At 70.9% G+C, this 20837-nt stretch carries 22 protein-coding genes; 4 read left to right on the top strand and 18 right to left on the bottom strand.

Going from position 1 to position 20837, the window contains the following annotated elements; genetic code table 11:
* Positions 1–34: 34 nt before the first annotated feature.
* A complete protein-coding gene (locus D3A59_RS01160) occupies positions 35–1018 on the top strand; it encodes a quinone oxidoreductase family protein (RefSeq protein WP_119153098.1) in 984 nt (327 codons plus the stop codon).
* On the opposite strand, the gene D3A59_RS01155 is transcribed toward D3A59_RS01160, so the two are convergent.
* From D3A59_RS01155 to D3A59_RS26100, 3 genes are read right to left on the bottom strand one after another with little or no spacing between them, the layout of a single operon-like run.
* Positions 1019–2461 carry a LutB/LldF family L-lactate oxidation iron-sulfur protein gene (locus D3A59_RS01155; RefSeq protein ID WP_119153097.1) on the bottom strand — a complete coding sequence of 481 codons (1443 nt, stop codon included), beginning with the start codon at positions 2459–2461 and terminating at the stop codon, positions 1019–1021.
* Entirely contained in the window at positions 2458–3138 is a 681-nt protein-coding gene (locus D3A59_RS01150) for a LutC/YkgG family protein (protein WP_119153096.1), read from the bottom strand. The genes D3A59_RS01155 and D3A59_RS01150 overlap by 4 nt, the downstream gene beginning before the upstream one ends.
* Positions 3135–3959 (bottom strand): (Fe-S)-binding protein, encoded by an 825-nt coding sequence (locus D3A59_RS26100; RefSeq protein WP_119153095.1) that lies wholly within the window; start codon positions 3957–3959, stop codon positions 3135–3137. The genes D3A59_RS01150 and D3A59_RS26100 overlap by 4 nt, the downstream gene beginning before the upstream one ends.
* Positions 3960–4113: 154 nt before the next feature.
* On the opposite strand from D3A59_RS26100, the gene D3A59_RS01140 reads away from it, so the two are divergent.
* A complete protein-coding gene (locus D3A59_RS01140; RefSeq protein WP_272868037.1) occupies positions 4114–4836 on the top strand; it encodes a FadR/GntR family transcriptional regulator in 723 nt (240 codons plus the stop codon).
* A 21-nt stretch (positions 4837–4857) separates the two neighbouring features.
* Here the strand turns inward: D3A59_RS01140 and D3A59_RS01135 are convergent, their stop codons facing one another.
* The 8 genes from D3A59_RS01135 to D3A59_RS01100 all read right to left on the bottom strand — a co-directional run bounded on the left by D3A59_RS01135 (position 4858) and on the right by D3A59_RS01100 (position 12918).
* Complete coding sequence (locus tag D3A59_RS01135; RefSeq protein ID WP_157991342.1) at positions 4858–5292, bottom strand: globin family protein; 435 nt, start codon at positions 5290–5292, stop codon at positions 4858–4860.
* A gap of 140 nt (positions 5293–5432) precedes the next feature.
* Positions 5433–6308 carry a DUF2189 domain-containing protein gene (locus tag D3A59_RS01130; protein ID WP_119153093.1) on the bottom strand — a complete coding sequence of 292 codons (876 nt, stop codon included), beginning with the start codon at positions 6306–6308 and terminating at the stop codon, positions 5433–5435.
* A gap of 147 nt (positions 6309–6455) precedes the next feature.
* Complete coding sequence (lspA, locus tag D3A59_RS01125; RefSeq protein ID WP_119153092.1) at positions 6456–6986, bottom strand: signal peptidase II; 531 nt, start codon at positions 6984–6986, stop codon at positions 6456–6458.
* A 2-nt stretch (positions 6987–6988) separates the two neighbouring features.
* Positions 6989–9820 (bottom strand): isoleucine--tRNA ligase, encoded by a 2832-nt coding sequence (gene ileS, locus D3A59_RS01120; RefSeq protein WP_119153091.1) that lies wholly within the window; start codon positions 9818–9820, stop codon positions 6989–6991.
* A 129-nt stretch (positions 9821–9949) separates the two neighbouring features.
* The gene (locus D3A59_RS01115; RefSeq protein ID WP_119153090.1) at positions 9950–10945 is read right to left on the bottom strand and encodes a bifunctional riboflavin kinase/FAD synthetase; all 996 of its coding nucleotides are present in this window, start codon (positions 10943–10945) and stop codon (positions 9950–9952) included.
* Positions 10946–10952: 7 nt separating this feature from the next.
* Complete coding sequence (locus D3A59_RS01110; RefSeq protein WP_119153089.1) at positions 10953–11669, bottom strand: pseudouridine synthase; 717 nt, start codon at positions 11667–11669, stop codon at positions 10953–10955.
* Positions 11670–11749: 80 nt separating this feature from the next.
* Positions 11750–12406, bottom strand: coding sequence for a retropepsin-like aspartic protease family protein (locus D3A59_RS01105; protein WP_119153088.1), 657 nt, complete (start codon positions 12404–12406; stop codon positions 11750–11752).
* 17 nt (positions 12407–12423) lie between these two features.
* Entirely contained in the window at positions 12424–12918 is a 495-nt protein-coding gene (locus D3A59_RS01100; RefSeq protein WP_119153087.1) for a YajQ family cyclic di-GMP-binding protein, read from the bottom strand.
* A gap of 49 nt (positions 12919–12967) precedes the next feature.
* On the opposite strand from D3A59_RS01100, the gene murB reads away from it, so the two are divergent.
* Positions 12968–13984: a UDP-N-acetylmuramate dehydrogenase gene (murB, locus tag D3A59_RS01095; RefSeq protein WP_119153086.1), complete on the top strand. Its 1017-nt coding sequence runs from the start codon at positions 12968–12970 to the stop codon at positions 13982–13984.
* 82 nt (positions 13985–14066) lie between these two features.
* On the opposite strand, the gene ppnP is transcribed toward murB, so the two are convergent.
* The 6 genes from ppnP to D3A59_RS01065 all read right to left on the bottom strand — a co-directional run bounded on the left by ppnP (position 14067) and on the right by D3A59_RS01065 (position 19688).
* Positions 14067–14384: a pyrimidine/purine nucleoside phosphorylase gene (gene ppnP / locus D3A59_RS01090; RefSeq protein WP_119153085.1), complete on the bottom strand. Its 318-nt coding sequence runs from the start codon at positions 14382–14384 to the stop codon at positions 14067–14069.
* Positions 14385–14828: 444 nt separating this feature from the next.
* Positions 14829–16232, bottom strand: a complete 1404-nt coding sequence (locus D3A59_RS01085) for an argininosuccinate synthase (protein ID WP_119153084.1) — start codon at positions 16230–16232, stop codon at positions 14829–14831.
* A 112-nt stretch (positions 16233–16344) separates the two neighbouring features.
* The gene (locus D3A59_RS01080) at positions 16345–16704 is read right to left on the bottom strand and encodes a YkgJ family cysteine cluster protein (protein ID WP_119153083.1); all 360 of its coding nucleotides are present in this window, start codon (positions 16702–16704) and stop codon (positions 16345–16347) included.
* A gap of 35 nt (positions 16705–16739) precedes the next feature.
* Positions 16740–17483: a metallophosphoesterase family protein gene (locus D3A59_RS01075; protein ID WP_119153082.1), complete on the bottom strand. Its 744-nt coding sequence runs from the start codon at positions 17481–17483 to the stop codon at positions 16740–16742.
* 31 nt (positions 17484–17514) lie between these two features.
* Positions 17515–18447, bottom strand: a complete 933-nt coding sequence (argF, locus tag D3A59_RS01070; protein ID WP_119153081.1) for an ornithine carbamoyltransferase — start codon at positions 18445–18447, stop codon at positions 17515–17517.
* A 32-nt stretch (positions 18448–18479) separates the two neighbouring features.
* Complete coding sequence (locus tag D3A59_RS01065) at positions 18480–19688, bottom strand: aspartate aminotransferase family protein (protein ID WP_119153080.1); 1209 nt, start codon at positions 19686–19688, stop codon at positions 18480–18482.
* A gap of 335 nt (positions 19689–20023) precedes the next feature.
* Between D3A59_RS01065 and D3A59_RS01060 the strand changes: the two genes are divergently transcribed.
* Positions 20024–20353: a DUF3579 domain-containing protein gene (locus D3A59_RS01060; protein ID WP_119153079.1), complete on the top strand. Its 330-nt coding sequence runs from the start codon at positions 20024–20026 to the stop codon at positions 20351–20353.
* A gap of 118 nt (positions 20354–20471) precedes the next feature.
* Here D3A59_RS01060 and rpsT read toward each other — a convergent pair whose 3' ends face one another.
* Entirely contained in the window at positions 20472–20762 is a 291-nt protein-coding gene (rpsT, locus tag D3A59_RS01055; protein ID WP_119153078.1) for a 30S ribosomal protein S20, read from the bottom strand.
* Positions 20763–20837: the final 75 nt, after the last annotated feature.

The raw sequence follows: 20837 nt of genomic DNA, 5'->3' as shown, positions 1-20837 counted from the left end.
ACCCCCAACCGCGAAGAACAGCGAGGAGATTCCCATGTCGCGAGCCATCCGCATCCAGGCCCATGGCGGCCCCGAGGCGCTGGAGCTGGTCGAGCTGCCGGTCGGCGAGCCCGGCCCCGGCGAGATCCGCATCCGCCACCATGCCTGCGGCGTCAACTTCATCGACACCTACCAGAGGAGCGGCCTCTACCCGATGCCGATGCCGCTGGCGCTCGGCATGGAAGGCGCGGGCGTCGTCGATGCGGTGGGCGAGGGCGTCACGCACCTCGCGGTCGGCGACCGTGCCGCCTACGCGAGCCAGCCCCCGGGCAGCTACTGCGAGAGCCGCGTGATGCCGGCGCGCTGCGTCGTGAGGCTGCCCGACGCGATCTCCTTCGAGGAGGGCGCGGCGATGATGCTCAAGGGCCTGACGGTGCAGTACCTGCTGCGCCGCACGCAGCCGCAGGGCGGGCTGCAGCCGGGCGACTTCGTGCTGTGGCATGCGGCCGCGGGCGGCGTCGGCCTGATCGCCTGCCAGTGGGCGCGCGCGATGGGCCTGCAGCTGATCGGCACCGCGGGCAGCGACGAGAAGTGCGAGCTCGCGCGCGAGCATGGCGCGGCGCACGTCATCAACTACCGCCGCGAGAACTTCGTCGAGCGCGTCAGGGAGATCACGCAAGGCCAGGGCGTGAAGGTGGTCTACGACTCGGTCGGCAAGGACACCTGGGACGGCTCGCTCGACTGCCTGCGCCCCTTCGGCCTGATGGCGAGCTACGGCAACGCCTCGGGCGCGGTGCCGCCGGTCAACCTCGGCACGCTCGCGGCCAAGGGCTCGCTCTACGTGACGCGCCCGACCCTCTTCACGCATCTCGCCACGCGCGAGGGCACGCAGGCGATGGCCGACGAGCTGTTCGCGATGGTCACGGGTGGCCAGGTGAAGATCCGCGTCGACCAGCGCTACGCGCTCGCCGACGCGGCGCAGGCACACCGCGACCTCGAGTCGCGCCGCACCACCGGGTCCTGCATCCTGCTGCCCTGATCAGCGCTTGCCGCGGGCGCGCTCGTCGAGCCGCTCGCGCAGGGTGCGCGCCGCGGGCTTCAAGGGCGTGCGGCTCTGCGTCCAGCCGCCCTGGCCCGCCGGCATGAAGCCGCGCAGGTGCGTCGCGGCCCAGGTGAAGAGCCGGTAGCGCGTCGGGTCGGTGTTGGCGAGCTGCCAGGCCTTCCAGGCCGTCGCCTCCTTCCAGTCGCTGGCGCTGGCCTGCCCGTCGAGCGGCGCGTGCCCGGGTTTGGCCGGATGCTTGGCCGCCTCGCGCAGCCGCATCAGCAGCTCGGGAATCGGGATGCCGACCGGGCAGACCTCGCCGCAGGCGCCGCACAGGCTCGACGCGGTCGGCAGGTCCTTGGTCTCCTCCAGCCCGAGCAGGTGCGGCGAGATGATCGAGCCGATCGGGCCGGGGTAGGTGGTGCCGTAGGCCAGCCCGCCGATGCGCGCGTAGACCGGGCAGTGGTTCATGCAGGCGCCGCAGCGGATGCACTGCAGCGTCGGGCGGAAGTCCTCGTCGCGGTAGGCCTGGCTGCGGCCGTTGTCGAGCAGGATCAGGTGCAGCTCGCGCGGGCCGTCGCGCTCGCCGGCGCGGCGCGGGCCGGTGATCACGTTCAGGTAGGTCGTGATCGCCTGGCCGGTCGCCGAGCGGGTCAGCAGGTGGTAGAGCGGCAGCACGTGCTCGAAGCGCTCGACCACCTTCTCGATGCCGGTGATCGCGATGTGCACGTCGGGGACCGTGGTGCACATGCGGCCGTTGCCCTCGTTCTCGACCAGCACCAGCGAGCCGGTCTCGGCGACCATGAAGTTCACGCCCGAGACGCCGATCGGCGCGTCGCGGAACTCGCCGCGCAGCACGCGCCGCCCGGTCGCGATCAGCTCGTCGACGTCCTCGGTGTAGCGGGTGTCGGGGATCTTCTCCTCGAAGAGGTGGGCGATCTGCTGCTTGGTCTTGTGGATCGCCGGCATGATGATGTGGCTCGGCCGCTCGCCGGCGAGCTGCACGATGTACTCGCCCATGTCGGACTCGAGGCAGCGGATGCCGTCGCGGGCCATCTCGTGGTTCAGCTCGATCTCCTCGCTGACCATCGACTTGCCCTTGATGAAGGTCTTCGCGCCGTGCCGCTGCGCGATGTCGCGGAAGATCCGGTTGGCCTCGTCGGGCGTCTGCGCCCAGTGGACCTGCACGCCCTGCTCGGTGAGGCGCTGCTCGAGCAGCTCCAGCAGGTCCGGCAGCCGCGAGAGGCTGTACTTGCGGATCGACTCGCCCAGGTCGCGCAGCGCCTCGAAGTCCGCGCGCACCGGGAAGTGCGCCGCGCGGCGCGTCATCAGGAAGTCCATCGCGCCGCGGAAGCTCTTCCTCAGGTGCGCGTCCGAGGTGGCCTCGGCGCTGCGCGCCTTGAACTGCTTCGGGTCGACGAAGTGCATCGTCTGGCTCATGGGGCGCTCCCTTCGCTGTCGTCCACCAGCACGATGACCAGCTCCTTGGGGCCGTGCGCGCCGAAGGCGAGCGTCTGCTGGATGTCGGAGGTCTTCGACGGCCCGGTGACGAGCACCAGGTTGGTCGGCATGTTCTCGTGGGGCCGCAGCGCCTGCATGGCGCCGGGCAGCGTGTCGTGCAGCCGGCTCGCGGGCAGCACCGCGATGTGCACCGGCGGCACCAGCGACAGGCTGCGCGGCTCGCGCGCGTCCGGCACCAGCACCAGCGTGCCGGTGTCGGCGAGGCCGGCGAGCGCCGTCGTCACCGACGCGTCGACGCGGTCGAACAGCTCCTGCTTCCACTCGTCGAGGTCGCGCTCGAACCAGACCGGCTCGGTGCCGGCGAGCGCCGCCTGCAGCGGCGCTGCAATCGACGTGTCGCGGCCGAGCGCGACGCGCCGCGCGCCGCGCGCCGCGAGCGCCTGCGCCACCGCCGCGGGCCAGTCGGCCGGGGTGCAGTGCAGCACCTCGGCGCGCCAGCCGCGCGCATTGCGCGTGAAGGCGTCGACCTGCTCGGCGCGGCTCGCGCTGCGCAGCCCCGGGTGGCTGCGGTAGTAGGGCTCGAGCTCGGGCCGGGGCAGCGGCGCGGCGGGCGCGGCCTCGCGCAGCCGGGCGAGGATGGCGTTCCTGGCGTTCATTCGGTCAGCCCCCTGCCGGGCTCGACGAGGCCCAGCCGTTCGCGGATGAAGCTCGCGAGGTGCAGGCAGCGCGGTCCGCTGCCGCGCTTCTGCGCGGTGTGGTGCAGGTTGAGCAGGCAGCCGCAGTCGGCGCTGACGAGCACGTCGCAGCCGGTTTCCTGTACCGCATCGAGCTTGTCCTGCGCCATCGCGCCGGAGATCGACGGGTGGCGCATCGAGAAGGTGCCGCCGAAGCCGCAGCACTCGGCCTCGCGCGCCTGCTGCACCACCTCGACGCCGGGCAGCGTCTCCAGCAGCGCGCGGCTTGGCAGCTGCGTGCCCATCTCGCGCCGCGCCGAGCAGGAGGTGTGCAGCGCCACCTTCACCGGCCGCGGTGCCGGCGCCGCGGCGGCGGGCAGCCCGAGCGTGTCGGCGAGGAAGGCGGACAGCTCGACGACCCGGGCGCCGACGGCCTGCGCCTGCGCGAGCCGGGCGGCGTCGCCCTCGAACAGCTTCGGCCAGTGGTGCCTCATCATGCCGGCGCAGGAGCCCGAGGGCACGACGATCGGCCAGGGCTCGGGGAACAGGCCGAGCTGCGCTGCGGCGACCTCGCGCGCCTCGTCGCGGAAGCCGCTGGTGTAGGCCGGCTGACCGCAGCAGGACTGGCCGCGCGGGAACTCGACCGCGACCCCGCGCGACTCGATCAGCTCGATCGCGTCCATGCCGGCCTGCGGCACGAACAGGTCGACCACGCAGGTGGCGAAGAAGTACACGCGCGGCGGCGGGGCCGGGCGTGCGGCGGGCCGCAGGGCGGCGGCGTCGGGGGAGGGCGGGGCGGTCATCGTGTCTCCTGGGGCCGCGGGTGCCGCGGCCTGCGCCGGCCGGCACTCCTGCGTGTCACGCGCGCGGCAGCGCGCATCTCGTCGTGCCGCGCATGGTGCCACGCGGTCCCCGCCGCTGGTACAGTGGTCGGACCAATTTATCGCCGGATTCAACGTGAAGCACTCGATCGCCGCCAAGCTCTCGGACGCGCTGGCGCAGCGCCTGGAGCGCGCCATCCTCGAGCGCCGCTACAAGCCGGGCGAGGCGCTGCCGCCCGAGCGCAGCTTCGCCGCGCAGCTCGGCGTGTCGCGCGCGACGCTGCGCGAGGCAGTGGGGCAGCTCGTCGAGCGCGGGCTGCTGGTGCGCCGCCAGGGCGCGGGCACCTTCGTCAGCGGCCAGATCGACGAGCACATGGCCGATCCCTGGGTGCAGATGCTGCGCCGCCACCCGCTGCTGCAGGGCGACCTGCTGGAGTTCCGCGAGATGCTGGAGATGCGCAGCGCCGAGCTCGCCGCGCAGCGCGCCACCGAGGAGGACCGCGCGCTGCTGCGCGAGCGCTACGCCGCGGTCGAGCAGGCCTACGCGACGCCCGACCGTGCCGCGCAGGTGCGGGCGGACGTGGCCTTCCACCGCGCGATCGCCGACGCGACGCGCAACCCGGTCTTCTCCTACCTGATCGCCTCGCTGATGAAGCTGCTGCAGGAGCACGTCCAGATCAGCATCTCGGACCTGCCGCACGACTCGCAGCAGGCGCGCGCGCTCACGCGCCAGCACCGCGCGCTGCTCGACGCGATCCTGCGCCAGGACGCGGCGCGTGCGCGCCGCGCGGCGCAGTCGCACCTGGGCTTCGTGAAGCTGCGGCTCAACGAGCAGCTGCGCCTGCGCCGGCAGCCCTGAGGTGGCCTGTCCCGGGCGCGCTTAGGCCGGCAGGCCGTGCGCGGCGAGGGCCTCGCGGGCGCCATCCTGCATCAGGCGCGCCAGCACCCGGTAGGCCTCGGTCCAGGCTGCCTGCACCGCCGGCGTGTATTCGCCGGGCAGCGAATGCTCCAGGGTCCACAGCAGCGCATTGGCCACCGTGTCGTAGTCGGCCGTCTGCACGCCGTAGCGGGCGTGGCGCGCGCCGAGCTCGCGCAGCATCGGCGTCAGGCGCTCGAGCTGCGGCAGGCCGACCACCACCACGCCGAGCAGGTTCATCAGCTTGCGGCCCTGCTCCTCCATGTCGCTGTGGAAGAGCTGCTTGAGCGCGGGCTTCTCGGTGAACAGGTGCTCGTAGAACAGCAGCGCGACGGTGTCGGCGCTGCGGCGCAATTGCTGGAAGGACTGCTGGATCAGCTCGATCTGCTCGGCATTCATGGACAGACGGACTCCCTGGACTCGTTGCACTTCGCCGGCCCGCCCCTGCTGTGCAGCGGGAGCGGGCATCGTTTCAAAGTGTAAGCCGAAGCCGGACGCTCGTCCTGCCGCGCCTCGTCGCCGTCGAGCGGCGATCGGGATCAGTCCCCCGGGCCTGCTTCGTCGGCCCGAGGCATGCCGACCGCGGCGCGGTAGGCATGCCAGGAGGCATGGCCGAGCACCGGGCCGAGCACCAGCAGCCCGAGGAAGGCCGGCAGCATCGCCAGCACGGTCAGCGCCGTGATCAGCGCACCCCACAGCAGCATCACGCCGGGCTGGGTCAGGCACAGCCGCAGGCTGGTGAGGCCGGCGGTGATCGCGTCGGTCTGGCGGTCGAGGATCATCGGGATCGACACGACGCTGATGCCGAAGATCAGGCCCGCGAAGAGGCTGCCGACGCCGAGGTAGGTGAGGATGAAGCCGATGTTCTCGGGCGCGAGCAGCGTGAGCAGCGAGCCGCCGAGCTCGGGCATCGCGTCGAAGCTGACCGCGAAGATGACGAGCGAGGCGCGTCCCCAGATCATCTCCAGCACCAGCAGGATGCTGCCGAAGATCGCCATCGTGCCGGTGCAGGTCTGCCAGGCGAGCAGCGAGTGGCCGAGGTCCGGCGCCTGCCCGCGCTCGAGCCGCCGGCTCGCGTCGTAGAGCCCGAGGCTCAGGAAGGGGCCCACCAGCAGGAAGCCGGCGCTCAGCGCGAGCGTGTAGGCCGGCGCGTTCTCGTAGACCGTGACCAGCAGCCAGCCCATCACCGCGAAGCACAGCCCGTAGAAGAGGCCGATGCCGGGCGCGCGGCGGAAGTCGCGCCAGCCCGCCGCGAGCCAGCGCAGCGGATCGCTCCAGCGCAGCGGGTTCAGCGGCAGCAGGAAGGCCGGCGGTGGCGCGGCGGGCAGGCCGTCGAAGGCGAGCCGCCCCTCGGGGGGCCGGACGGGTGCCGGCTCGGAGGCGGACGGTAGGGGCCCGATCGCTTTCGTGTCCATGCGGCTGCTCCCTGCAAGGCGATGGGCAAGGTATAGCAGCAGCCTCCTGGCACAGGCATCCGGGTCAGCCCTTGATCCCGCGCAAAAAGGGGTGCGACCGGCTTTGCGGTGTCGCCGTGCCGGTCGCGCAAGGGGACGGAACCGCCTTCAGCTCCCGGCGCCGCCGCCGCGGCGCATGCGCAGCAGCTCGTCGAGGATCAGCAGCGCCGCGCCGACGCTGATGGCGATGTCGGCGACGTTGAAGGCGGGGAAGTGCCAGCCGCCGGCATGGAAGTCGAGGAAGTCCACCACGTAGCCGTGCATCACGCGGTCGATCACGTTGCCGACCGCGCCGCCGAGGATGAGCGTCAGCGCCCAACCGAACAAGCGCTGGCCGCCGTGGCGGCGCAGCAGCCAGACGATCACGACCGAGGCCACGACCCCCACGATGGTGAAGAACCAGCGCTGCCAGCCCCCGGCCTGCGCCAGGAAGGAGAAGGCGGCGCCGGTGTTGTGGGCGCGCACGATGTTGAAGAAGCCGGTGATCGGCGTGGCCTCAAAGAGCTGGTAGTTGGCGACGATCAGCGCCTTCGTGACCTGGTCGAGCACGATCAGCGCCAGTGCGATCGCCAGCCAGCGCATCAACTGGCCGCCCGAGGCGCGGTCGGGGCCGGAACCGGCCGGATGCGGTGCGGCCATGCTCACGCGACGCTGCGGGGCTCGCCCGCGCCGTACAGGTTGCTGGTGCAGCGGCCGCAGATCGTCGGGTGCGCCGCGTCGTGGCCGACGTCGTCGCGCCAGTGCCAGCAGCGCTCGCACTTCACGGCGGACGAGGGCGTGACGGTGACCGCGAGCGCCTCGGCCTGCGCCAGCAGCGCCTTCGAGGTGATCGTCACGAACTTCAGGTCCTCGCCGAGCGAGGCGAGCAGCGCCTGGTCCTCGGGGCCGGCGAAGAGGGTGAGCTCGGCCTGCAGCGAGGAGCCGACGCCGCCCTGCGCGCGCACCGCCTCCACTTCCTTGTTGACCACGTCGCGGATCTCGCGGATGCGCGCCCACTTCACCAGCAGCCCGGCGTCGGCCTGCGGCAGCGACCAGTAGTGCTCGGTGAAGATCGACGGCGAGGTGCCGGGTGAAAAGACCTTCCAGGCCTCCTCGGCGGTGAAGCTGAGGAAGGGTGCCATCCAGCGCAGCATCGCGTGCGTGAGATGCCACAGCGCGGTCTGCGCCGAGCGGCGTGCGTGCGACTTCGGTGCGGTGGTGTAGAGCCGGTCCTTCAGCACGTCGAGGTAGAAGGCGCCGAGGTCCTCGGAGCAGAACACCTGCAGCTTGGCGACCACCGGGTGGAACTCGTAGACCTCGTAGTGCGCGAGGATCTCGGCCTGGAACTCTGCCGCGCGCGCCAGCGCCCAGCGGTCGATCTCGAGCAGCTCCTCGAGGGGCACCGGGTCCGTCTTCGGGTCGAAGTCGCTGGTGTTGGCGAGCAGGAAGCGCAGCGTGTTGCGGATGCGGCGGTAGGCGTCCACCACGCGCGCGAGGATCTTGTCGTCGATGCCGAGGTCGCCCGAGTAGTCGGTCGCCGCGACCCAGAGGCGGATGATCTCGGCGCCGAGCTTCTCGCTCACCTGCTGCGGCGCCACCACGTTGCCGACCGACTTGCTCATCTTGCGGCCCGCACCGTCGACGGTGAAGCCGTGCGTGAGCAGGCCCTTGTAGGGCGCGCGGTCGTTCATCGCGCAGGAGGTCAGCAGCGAGCTGTGGAACCAGCCGCGGTGCTGGTCGTGGCCCTCGAGGTAGAGGTCGGCCTCGGGGCCGCTGTCATGGCGGCCCTCGGGGTGGCTGCCGCGCAGCACGTGGAAGTGCGTGGTGCCGGAGTCGAACCAGACGTCGAGGATGTCGGTGCTCTTCGTGTAGTGCGAGGCCTCCTCGCCGAGCCACTCGGCCGGCTCGAGCCGCGCCCAGGCCTCGACGCCGCCCTGCTCGACGAGGTCGGCGGCACGCTCCATCAGCGCCAGCGTGTCCGGGTGCAGCTCGCCCGTGGCCTTGTGCAGGAAGAAGGGCAGCGGCACGCCCCAGTTGCGCTGGCGCGAGATGCACCAGTCGGGACGGTTGGCGATCATGTCGCGCAGCCGCACGCGGCCGTTCTCGGGGTAGAAGCCGGTGTGGTCGATCGCGTCGAGCGCGAGCTGGCGCAAGGTCTTCGGCGCCTTGTCGACCGTGAACACGCCCTCGCCCTCGTCCATGCGCACGAACCACTGGGCCGCGGCGCGGTAGATGACGGGCGTCTTGTGGCGCCAGCAGTGCGGGTAGCTGTGCGTGAGCTTGGACGTCGCGAACAGGCGCCCCGCGTCGCGCAGCGCGTCGATGATGACCGGCACCGCCTTCCAGATGTGCTGGCCGCCGAAGAGCGGGAAGTCGGCCGCGTAGGCGCCCTGGCCCTGCACCGGGTTCAGGATGTCGTCGTACTTGAGGCCGTGCGCGACGCAGGAGTTGAAGTCGTCCACGCCGTAGGCGGGCGCCGAGTGCACGATGCCGGTGCCGTCCTCGGCGGTGGCGTAGTCGGCCAGATACACCGGCGACAAGCGGTCGTAGCCCGCGTCCACATGCGCGAGCGGGTGGCGGAAGTTGATGCGGTCGAGCCTGGCGCCGACCGTGGTCGCGATCACCTTGCCCTCCAGGCCGTAGCGCTCGAGGCACTTCTCGACCAGCGCCGAGGCCAGCAGCAGCAGGCCGCGCTCGGTGTCGACGAGCGAGTATTCCAGCTCGGGGTTCAGGTTCAGCGCCTGGTTGGCCGGGATGGTCCACGCGGTGGTGGTCCAGATGACGACGAAGGCCTCCTTGTCCAGCCTGTCCAGGCCGAAGGCGGCGGCGAGCCTGTCAGGCTCGGCGCAGGGAAAGGCCACGTCGAGCGTCTGCGAGCCCTTGTCGGCGTACTCGATCTCGAACTCCGCCAGCGACGAGGCGCAGTCGAAGCACCAGTAGACGGGCTTCAGGCCCCGGTAGACGAAGCCGCGCTCCATGATGCGCTTGAGCGCGCGGATCTCGCCCGCCTCGTTGCCGAAGTCCATCGTGCGGTAGGGCCGCTCCCAGTCGCCGAGCACCCCGAGGCGCTTGAAGTCGGCCTTCTGCTGCGCGATCTGCTCGCCGGCGTAGGCGCGGCTTTTCTCCTGCACCTCGTCGCGGCCGAGCTTTCGGCCGAAGGTCTTCTCGATCTGGTTCTCGATCGGCAGGCCGTGGCAGTCCCAGCCGGGCACGTAGACCGCGTCGAAGCCGGCGAGCTGCCGCGCCTTGACGATCATGTCCTTGAGGATCTTGTTGACCGCGTGGCCGATGTGGATCTGGCCGTTGGCGTAGGGCGGGCCGTCGTGCAGCACGAACTTCTTCGCGCCGCAGCGCGCCTCGCGCAGGCGTCGGTAGGTGCCTTGCTCCTCCCACTCCTTCACCCAGCCGGGCTCGCGCTTGGGCAGGTCGCCGCGCATCGGGAAGGGGGTGTCGGGCAGGTTCAGCGTCGCGCGGTAGTCGGTCTTGTCGGACATGGGGAGTCCCTCGGGGAAATGTCGTCGCGGAGGCGGCGGGCGCCGCCCGGGGCAAAAGGGCTGGGCAGGCGCGCAGGCCTGCCGGGCGAGCGGCGCGCGACCCCTGCGGTCCGCGCCGGCGTCGCCGCGTCAAATTCGGTCGCGGGTGGTCTGGCGGCGCTCGGCCGCGTGCGCGGCGAGCCAGGCGCGTGCGTCCGCCACGTCCTGACGGATCGCGGCGGTGAGGGCCTCGAGCCCGTCGTAGCGCGCTTCGTCGCGCAGTTTGTGCAGCAGTTCCACGCGCGCCAGTTTACCGTAGGCCCCTTCCGGGCCCAGCGAGGCGGGCCACTCGAGGCAGTGCACCTCGAGCAGCACGCGGCCCGCGTCTTCCACGGTCGGGCGCACGCCGAGGCTCGCGACGCCGTCGATCGGCGCCTCGGCGAGTCCGTGCACGCGCACCGCGAAGATGCCGCCGGCGGCCGGCTTCGGGTGGCCGAAGCGCAGGTTCAGCGTGCGGAAACCCAGGTCGCGGCCGAGCTTGCGGCCGTGGATCACGTGGCCGCAGATGCTGTAGGGGCGGCCGAGCAGCGCGGCGGCGGCCTCCATGTCGCCGCGCGCGAGCGCGTCGCGCACCGCGGAGCTCGACACGCGCAGCCCGTGCACCTCGTAGCTGTTCATGCGCGCGACGTCGAAGCCGAGCGTGTCCCCCGCGGCGTCGAGCATCGCGTAGTCGCCGGCGCGCTTCGCGCCGAAGCGGAAGTCGTCGCCGACCAGCACGTACTTCGCGCCCAGCCCCTCGACCAGCACCTCGCGGATGAAGTCCTCGGCCGGCAGCGACGCGAGCCGCTCGTCGAAGCGCAGCACGACGAGCTGGTCGACGCCGCAGCGCTTGAGCTCGCCGAGCTTGTCGCGCAGCGTCGCGATGCGCGCCGGCGCGAGCTCGGGCCGAGCGGCCTTGGCTGCGAAGTAGTCGCGCGGATGCGGCTCGAAGCTCAGCACGCAGGTCGGCAGGCCGCGGTGGCTCGCCTCGTTGCTCAGCAGCGCGAGCATCGCCTGGTGGCCGCGGTGCACGCCGTCGAAGTTGCCGATGGTGAGCGCGCAGGCCGGGGCGATGGCGCGGTGGTGGAACCCTCGGAAGACTTGCATGGGCGGATTATGGTCGGGTGCCGCCCGGCGTGCCGAAGATGGGCTCGGGGCCGTCGAGCCAGCGCCACTGGCCGGGCGCGAGGTCGGCCGGCAGCGCCAGCGCGCCGAACGCGACCCGGTGCAGCGACTCGACGCGGTTGCTCACCGCCGCCACCATGCGCTTGACCTGGTGGTACTTGCCCTGGGTGAGCGTCAGGCGCAGCACGTGGTCGCTGGCGGCCTCGGCGGCCTCGACGCGCACCGGCTTCGGGTCGTCGTGCAGCACCACGCCCTCGCGCAGCCGCGCGAGCTGCTGCTCGGTGATCGGGTGCTTGCAGCTCGCCTCGTAGACCTTGGGCACGTGGTGCTTGGGCGAGGTGAGCTTGTGGATCAGCGCGCCGTCGTCGGTCAGCAGCAGCAGGCCGGTCGTGTCCTCGTCGAGGCGGCCGACCGTCTGCACGTCGCGGCGGCGCAGCGGCGCGGGCAGCAGGCTGTAGACGCTCGGGTGCATGCGCGGCTTCTGCGAGCACTCGTGCCCGGCGGGCTTGTTCATCAGGATCAGCGCGCGCTCGTGGTAGGGCCAGGGCTTGCCGTCGACACCGAAGACCAGGCCCTCGGGCTCGACCTCGTGGAAGGGGTCGTCGCAGACCCGGCCGTCGAGCGTGACGCGACCGGCGAGGATCAGGCCCTCGCATTCGCGCCGGGCGCCGAAACCTTGGGAGAACAGCAACTGGGCGAGCTTCATCGTGGAAGGGGGGGATAGAGGACGAAGGCCGCGAGTCTAGTGCCGCCCGCCGGGACGGTGCGCGGCGGGGTCGCCGGCTTTCAGTAGCTGCGGTCGAGCGTGAGCTGGTCGTTCTCGCGCTGCATCTTGAAGCGCGTTAGGAAGCTGTTGCCGAGCAGCACCACCGGCATCGCCTGCGGCAGCACCACCGCCTCGACGTTGTGGAGCTCGACGTCGCCGATGCGCACCGAGCCGAGGCTGACACGGTGCGCCGGCACGGTGCCGTTGGCGGTGTGCATGTTCAGGCGCGACGCGGGGTTCAGGCGCAGCCCGATGCGCGTCGCGAGCGCCTGGTCGAGGGCGATGTAGGTGGCGCCGGTGTCGACCACGAAGCGCACCGTCTGGCCGTTGATCGTGCCGGTGGCGAAGAAGTGGCCGCCCTGCTCGGCGCTGAGCACGATGCGGCGACCAGCCGCCCCCTTGCCGCCGCGGCCGACGTCGAGCTGCGAGGCGCCGAGCAGCAGCGTGCGGCGCTGCCCGTCCACCTCGACCACCGCCTCGGTGGGCGACACGCTCAGCACCTTGACGCCGTCGAGCGTCGCGCCGACCGCGACCGCGCGCGGCGCGGCGCCGTCGATGACGAGCAGCGCGCGCTGGCCCATGCTGCCGGCGAGCGCCACCTTGTCGGCGGCCGCGGCGCTGCCGCCAGCGAGGCCGGCCGCGATCGCGAGGAGGGTGGCGGGTCCGATCGCACGCATGGGCCGGCCCGGGCGCGTCAGTCGCGGAAGTTGCCGAAGGACAGCGGCGCTTCCGTGACTTCCTTCTTCAGCAGCGCCATCGCCGCCTGCAGGTCGTCGCGGTTCTTGCCGGTGACGCGCACCTCATCGCCCTGGATGCTGGCCTGCACCTTGATCTTGCTGTTCTTGATCGCGGCCACGATCTTCTTGGCCAGGTCCGCATCGATGCCGGCGCGGACCTTGTAGGTCTGGCGCACCTTGTCGCCGCCGATCTTCTCCAGCTTGGCGCTCATGTCCAGGAAGCTCACCTGCACGTTCTGCTTGGTGAGCTTGCCCAGCAGCACTGCGCTGATCTGCTCGATCTGGAAATCGCTGTCGCCGACGAGTTGAATCTCTTTTTCCTTTTCTTTCAATTCGATTGCGGCGCTGGTGCCCTTGAAGTCGAAGCGGGTGGCGATCTCCTTCTTGGTGTTTTCGACGGCGTGCCGGATGGCAACCATGTCGGGTTCGAGGACGGCATCGAAGCTGGGCATTTAAGACTCTTTCAGGCGGGAACCAGAGGGAATGGGCGAAAATTCTGCCATGCAAATCGAGTCCGCCGTCAGTCTCCGACCCTACAACACCTTCGGCCTGCCCGCGGTGGCGCGCACGCTCGTGCGCATCCGCTGCGAGGCCGACGTGCGCCGCGTCGTCGACCACCCGGAGTTCGGCCGCGCGCCGAAGTTCATCCTCGGCGGGGGCAGCAACATCGTGCTCACGCGCGACATCGCGCCGGTGGTGCTGAAGATCGAGGTCGAGGGCCGCCGCGTCGTCGAGACGCGCGACGACGCCTGGATCGTCGAGCTCGGTGCCGGCGAGAACTGGCACGAGGCGGTGGTCTGGACGCTGCAGCAGGGCCTGCCGGGGCTCGAGAACATGGCGCTGGTGCCGGGCACGGTCGGCGCCGCGCCGGTGCAGAACATCGGCGCCTATGGGCTCGAGCTGAAGGACCGCTTCCATTCGCTCGACGCGGTCGACCTCGTCACCGGCCGCACCGTCACGCTCGACGCCGCGCAGTGCCGCTTCGGCTACCGCGACAGCGTCTTCAAGAACGCGCTGGCGGGCAAGAGCGTGATCACGCGCGTGCGGCTGCGCCTGCCGCGGCCCTGGCAGCCGGTGCTCGGCTATGCCGACATCGCGCGCAAGCGGCAGGATTCGGGCATCGAGCAGCCGACGCCGCAGCAGGTGTTCGACTGGGTGTGCGAGATCCGCCGCGCCAAGCTGCCCGACCCGGCGGTGATCGGCAACGCCGGCAGCTTCTTCAAGAACCCGGTGGTGACGCAGGAGCAGTGCCGCGACATCATCGGCCGCGACCCGGAGATCGTGCACTACCCGATGCCCGACGGCGGCTTCAAGCTCGCCGCCGGCTGGCTGATCGACGCCTGCGGCTGGAAGGGCAAGTCCATCGGCCACGCCGGCGTCTACGAGAAGCAGGCGCTGGTGCTGGTCAACCGTGGCGGCGCCACGGGCTCCGAGGTGGTGACGCTCGCGCGGGCGATCCAGGAGAGCGTCTACGGCCGCTTCGGCATCCGGCTGGAGCCGGAGCCGGTGGTGGTCTGAGCCGGCCGCAGCACGCGCTGCCGCCGGCCTGCCCGTCCGCCGCAGCGGCGGGCCGGGCAGCCGGCCCCGTGCGCTTCGCCGCTCAGGCGAAGTGGCAGATGTAGTGGTAGGGCTCGCCCTCGACGCGGATCTCGAAGCTCGAGTTCGCCGGCACGTCGAAGGACTGGCCCTCGCCGTAGCGCTTCCATTCGCTCTGGCCAGCGAGCTTGACCTCGCAGGCGCCGGCCACCGTCTCCATCACCTCGGCCGCGCCGGTGTTGAAGGTCAGGGTCGCGGGCAGGATCACGCCCACGCTCTTGCGGGTGCCGTCGGCGAGCGTGACGCTGTGCGAGACGCACTTGCCGTCGAAGTACACGTTGGCGCGCGGGTTGACGCTGACTTGGGAAAGATCGGTGCTCATGACTCGGGATCGGAAATGAAGGACAGCCCGCGATGCTAACCGAGCGGGTGGCGCGCCGGGCGCGACCCGCGCCTCGCGGCACCCTGCATCGTGCCCCGCACGCCCGAGGAGGGGGTGGCGGCCCGCTGCCCGCCCTGGAGATACTGGGGGTCACATCTTTTGCGAAGCGCCAGGGAAGTTCGGTCGGCGCCGGGCCGTCGTCCAGTCCTGCCGCATCCTTTCGCCGCCGCGCCCCGGACCGCGGCGGACTTCTCCCCGGGGGACGGCCGGAACAGGCGGGCGTGCTGGGTTGGCAGCGCGGACTCGCCAGGGAGGCGGCCGATCTCCCGGGGGCCTCTTTGGCCCGCCGGCGCGCGCCGCTCGGGCGCCATGCCGGATGAACGGCCCCGCAATAGAGAACGGGGCCCGCAGGCCCCGTTCCGGCTTCGTCCCGCAGCGGCGGGATTACTCGGCGGCGACGGCCGTCTTCTTCGCGGAGGCCTTCTTGGCCGGGGCCTTCTTCACGGCCTTGGGCGCCGGTGCGGCGACGGCCGCTTCGGCGGCTGCAGCCTTGCCGGCCGCGGCCTTGCCGGCCGCGGCCTTGCGCGCTGCCGGCTTGGCGCGGCTCGTCGTCGCGGCGGTGCGCGCGGCACGGGCCTTGGCGGCGATGCGCATGCGCAGCGCGTTGAGCTTGATGAAGCCCGCGGCGTCGGCCTGGTTGTAGGCGCCGCCGTCGTCGTCGAAGGTCGCGATCTTCGTGTCGAACAGGCTGTCGGTCGCGGACTCGCGGCCCACGCACATGATCGTGCCCTTGTAGAGCTTCAGACGCACGGTGCCGTTGACGGTCTTCTGGCTCTCGTCGATCAGCACCTGCAGCAGCTCGCGCTCGGGGCTGAACCAGTAGCCGTTGTAGACCATGCGCGCGTAGCGCGGCATCAGGTCGTCCTTGAGCGCGAGCACTTCGCGGTCGAGCGTGATCGACTCGATCGCGCGGTGGCCGGCCAGCAGGATCGTGCCGCCCGGGGTCTCGTAGCAGCCGCGGCTCTTCATGCCGACGTAGCGGTTCTCGACCTTGTCGAGGCGGCCGATGCCGTGGCGGCCGCCGATCTGGTTCAGCGTCTCGAGCACCTTGGCCGGGCTCATCGCCACGCCGTCGACCGCGACCACGTCGCCGCGCGCGTAGGTCAGCTCGACGACCTGCGCCTTCGCGGGCGCCTTCTCGGGGCTGACGGTCAGGCGCCACATGTTCGCCTCGGGCTCGAAGTTCGGGTCCTCGAGCACGCCGCCCTCGTAGGAGATGTGCAGCAGGTTGGCGTCCATCGAGTAGGGCGCGCCGCCCTTGCGCTTCTTGAAGTCGACGGGGATGCCGTGCTGGTCGGCGTAGGCGAGCAGCTTCTCGCGCGACAGCAGGTCCCACTCGCGCCACGGCGCGATCACCTTCACGTCGGGCAGCAGCGCGTAGGCGCCGAGCTCGAAGCGGACCTGGTCGTTGCCCTTGCCGGTGGCGCCGTGGGAGATGGCGTCGGCCTTGGTCTTCTTCGCGATCTCGACTAGGCGCTTGGCGATCAGCGGGCGGGCGATCGAGGTGCCGAGCAGGTACTCGCCCTCGTACAGCGCGTTGGCGCGGAACATCGGGAACACGAAGTCGCGCACGAACTCCTCGCGCAGGTCCTCGATGAAGATGTTCTCGGGCTTGATGCCCATCTTGACCGCCTTGGCGCGCGCCGGCTCGATCTCCTCGCCCTGGCCGATGTCGGCGGTGAAGGTCACCACTTCACACTGGTACTGGTCCTGGAGCCACTTCAGGATGATCGAGGTGTCGAGGCCGCCGGAATAGGCGAGAACGACTTTTTTGATGTCTTTGGACATGGGCAAGCGAGGGGTTGGAGGTAAACGCGGAATTCTAGGGCTTCGCACCGCCCCTGCCTCGGGCGCAGGGCTGTCGAGGAGAGGACTCTTCCCCGGCGGGCGGTCTCGTGCCTCAGCCCCCGGCGGCGCCGGGCGCACTGCCGAGCGGTGCCAGGCCATGGCGCAGCCGCGCGCGCGTGCAGGCGTCGTCGGGCAGGCCCTGCGGCGCGAGCCGGCCGAACTCGCGGCAGGGCGAGGGGCGCCACTCGTAGATGCCGCAGCGGGCGTCGTGCCCGACCTTGCCGACCAGCGCCGCGCAGCGCGGCTGGGCATGGTCGGTGCCGCGCATGCGGCACAGGCTGGCGGTGAGGTCGACCGCGAGGCCCGAGGGCACGCAGCCGCCTTCCTCGTCGAGCTCCTCGCGCGCGAAGTCGACGCGGAAGCTCGCGCAGCAGGCGCCGCAGCCTTGGCAGGAGACAGGATCCGGAATCATCGGGACAGGACAGCGAAGGGAAGGGCGGGGCGGTTTCAGATGCCTTCGATCAGCCGCAGCGCGAGGCGGTAGGGCAGGCCGGCGGCCATGATCTTGGTGGCGGCGGTCTCGTGGTCGTAGGGGACGCGGTGGAAGGTCAGCATCGCGGCGCTGCGGTCGAACATCACGTAGCTCGCGGCCGGGTTGCCGTCGCGCGGCTGGCCGGCCGCGCCGGCGACGACCAGCCAGCGCTGTCCCGGCGTGAGGTGGATCGACATGCCGGCGCCCGGCTTGAAGTGCAGGATCCCGCCGTCGGGCGACAGGCGGAACGCCGAGGGCTCGTGGGCATGGCCGCAGAAGACGTAGCTCGCGTCGGTCGCCTGGAGGCTGCGGGCGGCGTCCTCCGCGCGGTGCATGTAGCGCCACTGACGAGGGGCGGCCGCGTTCGCGTGCACGAACAGGCAGTCGCCCTCGCTCTCGGTGTCGGGCAGCGAGCCGAGCAGCGCCAGCTGGTCCTCGTCGAGCTCCTCGCGCGTCCAGGCGATCACGGCGCGGGCATCCGGGTTCATGTAGGGCGACGGCGCCTCCAGCACCGCGAGGTCGTGGTTGCCGAGCACCGCCCGGGCGCCCGCGTCCACCAGCTCGCGCACGCGGTCGATCACCCAGCCGGGATCGGCGCCGTAGCCGACATAGTCGCCGAGCAGCGCGAAGTGCTCCGCGCCGCGCTCGCGCGCATGCTCCAGGCAGGCGGCGAAGGCCTCGCGGTTGCCGTGGATGTCCGCGATCACCGCGAGTTTCATGGGGCGTGCGCTGCGGGGAAGGGCGGGCGGGTCAGCCGATGCGGCCGAGCAGCAGGTACTCCATCAGCGCCTTCTGCACGTGCATGCGGTTCTCGGCCTCGTCCCAGACCACCGACTGCGGCCCGTCGATCACCTCGGCGGCGACCTCCTCGCCGCGGTGCGCCGGCAGGCAGTGCATGAAGAGGGCGTCGGGCTGCGCCGCGGCCATCATCTCGGCGTCGACGCACCAGTCGGCAAAGGCCGCGCGGCGCTGCTCGTTCTCGGCCTCGAAGCCCATGCTGGTCCACACGTCGGTGGTGACGAGGTGCGCATCGCGGCAGGCATCCATCGGGTCCTTGAAGCTCTTGAAGCAGCTCTGGTCGCGGACGCCGGCGAGCGCCGGGTCGACCTCGTAGCCGCTCGGCGTGCTGATGTGGACCTTGAAGCCGAGGATCTCGGCCGCCTGCAGCCAGGTGTTGGCCATGTTGTTGCCGTCGCCGACCCAGGCCACCGTCTTGCCGGCGATCGAGCCGCGGTGCTCGATGTAGGTGAAGATGTCGGCGAGGATCTGGCAGGGATGGAACTCGTTGGTCAGGCCGTTGATGACCGGCACGCGCGAGTTCGCCGCGAAGGCCTCGAGCTTGGCCTGCTCGTAGGTGCGGATCATCACCAGGTCCACCATGCGGCTGATGACGCGCGCGCTGTCCTCGATCGGCTCGGCGCGGCCGAGCTGGCTGTCGCCGGTCGTGAGGTGCACCACCGAGCCGCCCATCTGGTACATGCCGGCCTCGAAGCTCACGCGGGTGCGCGTGCTGGCCTTCTCGAAGATCATCGCCAGCGTGCGGTCCGCCAGCGGCGTGTACTTCTCGTAGTTCTTGAAGCGCTTCTTGATGATCGCGGTGCGCTCGAACAGGTAGGCGTACTCCTCGGCACGCAGGTCCTTGAACTGGAGGTAGTGCTTCATCAGCGAGTATCCCGGCTTCATCGGCTGTCCTTCGGTCTCGGGGCGGCGCATGCTCAGGCCGCGGCGGGCTCGGAGAGGAAGGCCTTGATCAGCGGCACGAGCCGGGCGACGATCTCGTCGGCCTCGGCGACGCTCAGGATCAGCGGCGGCACCATGCGCACCACGCTGTCGGCCGTCACGCTGATCAGCAGGCCCGCTTCCATCGCGCGGTTGAGCAGCACGCCGCAGGGGCGCTCGAGCTCGATGCCGAGCATCAGACCCTGGCCACGGATCTCCTTGACGCCGGGCAGTGCGCCGAGCTCGCGCTCGAGCGCGGCCTTCAGGTGGGCGCCGACGGTGGCGGCGTTCTCCAGCAGGCCGTCCTCCTCCATGATGCGCAGCGTCTCGACACCGGCGCGCATCGCCAGCGGGTTGCCGCCGAAGGTGGTGCCGTGGTTGCCGGGCTGGAACACGTGGGCGGCCTTGGGGCCGGCGATCACCGCGCCGATCGGCACGCCCGAGCCCAGGCCCTTGGCCAGCGGCATCACGTCCGGCTTGATGCCGGCCCACTGGTGCGCGAACCACTTGCCGGTGCGCCCGATGCCGCACTGCACCTCGTCGATCATCAGCAGCCAGTCGCGCTCGTCGCACAGGCGCCGCACCGCCTGCAGGTAGTCGGCCCGCGCCGGCTGCACGCCGCCCTCGCCCTGGATCGTCTCGAGGAAGACCGCGACCACGTTCGGGCGGCTGCGCGCGACCTCCTCGATCGCGGCGACGTCGTTGAGCGGCACGCGCACGAAGCCCTCGACCAGCGGCTCGAAGCCTTTTTGCACCTTGGCGTTGCCGGTGGCCGACAGCGTCGCGATCGAGCGGCCGTGGAAGGCGCGCTCGTAGACGATCACCTCGGGGAAGTCGATGCCCTTGTCGTGGCCGAACTTGCGCGCGATCTTCAGCGCCGCCTCGTTGGCTTCCAGTCCCGAGTTGCAGAAGAAGGCGTTGGTGAGGCCCGAGAGCTCGGCGAGCCTCGCACCGAGCCGCTCCTGCAGCGGCACCTGGTAGTAGTTGGAGCAGTGGATCAGCTTCGCGACCTGCTCCTGCAGCGCCGGCACCAGCTTCGGATGCGCGTGGCCGAGGGTGTTGACGGCGATGCCGCCGAGCGCGTCGAGGTACTCCCGGCCCTCGGTGTCCCAGACGCGGCAGCCCTGTCCGTGCGACAGCGCGATCGGCAGGCGGCCGTAGGTGTTCATCAGGGGGGACGGGGCAGGGGTCGGCTGGGTGGTCATCGGAACTCCAGAAAGCAAAACGGCGGAGGCGCCCCGCAGCTGTCTGCCGGACTTCGACTCCGCGCTCTCGCGGCTCATTCTAAGGGGAGCGAAGGGGCTTCCGAGGCGCGGCGCGGCGGGTTTTCGGCGCGCGGGCGGTAGGTCCTCGGTCCCCGCCGGTCCGCGGGCGGCAGCGGGTGCGGGCGGGTGCCGGTGCGGCCGGGGAGCTCGACTGCCCCGGTCGGAAGTCTTATATAAGATATCATTTGCAGGATCGACAATGCGGCGCCCCCCACTTTGCTGCCGCCACACGATGCCGCCACAAGCGGGAGCTCCCTCACTTCGCCCCCCATCGAATGACGCCCCCCACCAAGCCACGCGAGATATTCATCCAGGGAATCACCCAAGACGGTCGCGCCTTCCGTCCCAGCGACTGGGCCGAGCGCCTGGCGGGCGCCATGTCGAGCTTCCGCCCGGGCGGCGTGCGCCAGGGCATCGGTGCCCACATCGGCTATTCGCCCTACTGCGTGCCGACGCTGATCAACGGCGTGAAGTGCGTGGTCGTCAACGAGGCGCTGCGCGACATCGAGCCGATGGCCTGGGACTTCGTGATGAACTTCGCCCGCGACAACGGCCTGCAGGTCGCCGAGGCCTGCCTGCTCCCCGACGCGCCGCCGCGCCGCTGAGCACGGCCGGCCTCCCCCGCGGGGGAGGGCTTGGCCGACCGGTTCTCGACCGGCGCCGGAAATGAAAAAGGGCTCGCGATGCGAGCCCTTTTCTCTTGCGGCAACCCGGTGTTTCGTGTCAGGCCGACAGCGCCTTGATGGACGCCGACAGGCGGCTCTTGGAGCGAGCGGCCTTGTTCTTGTGGAAGAGGCCCTTGTCGGCGATCGAGTCGATCACCGGCTCGGCCAGCTTGAAGAGCTCGGCTGCACGCGACTTGTCGCCGGCAACCACAGCCTTTTGCACGTTCTTGATGACCGTGCGGAATTTGGAGCGCAGCGCGGTGTTGGCAGCGTTGAGCTTGACATCCTGACGGGCGCGCTTGCGGCCCGACGCGATGCGAACGGTTTTCTTGGGCTTGGAAGTGGCCATGCTGAATGTGTTTCCGGGTTGTGCAAAAACGAAGAGTGTAGCATGGCCTGGCGCCGAAGCCAAACGGGCAGGCCG

This window comes from Caldimonas tepidiphila, from assembly GCF_003569765.1.
Classification (GTDB): domain Bacteria; phylum Pseudomonadota; class Gammaproteobacteria; order Burkholderiales; family Burkholderiaceae_C; genus Caldimonas; species Caldimonas tepidiphila.
The sequence above is the reverse complement of the archived record's forward strand: the minus strand, read 5'-3'. Positions and strand labels throughout refer to the sequence as shown.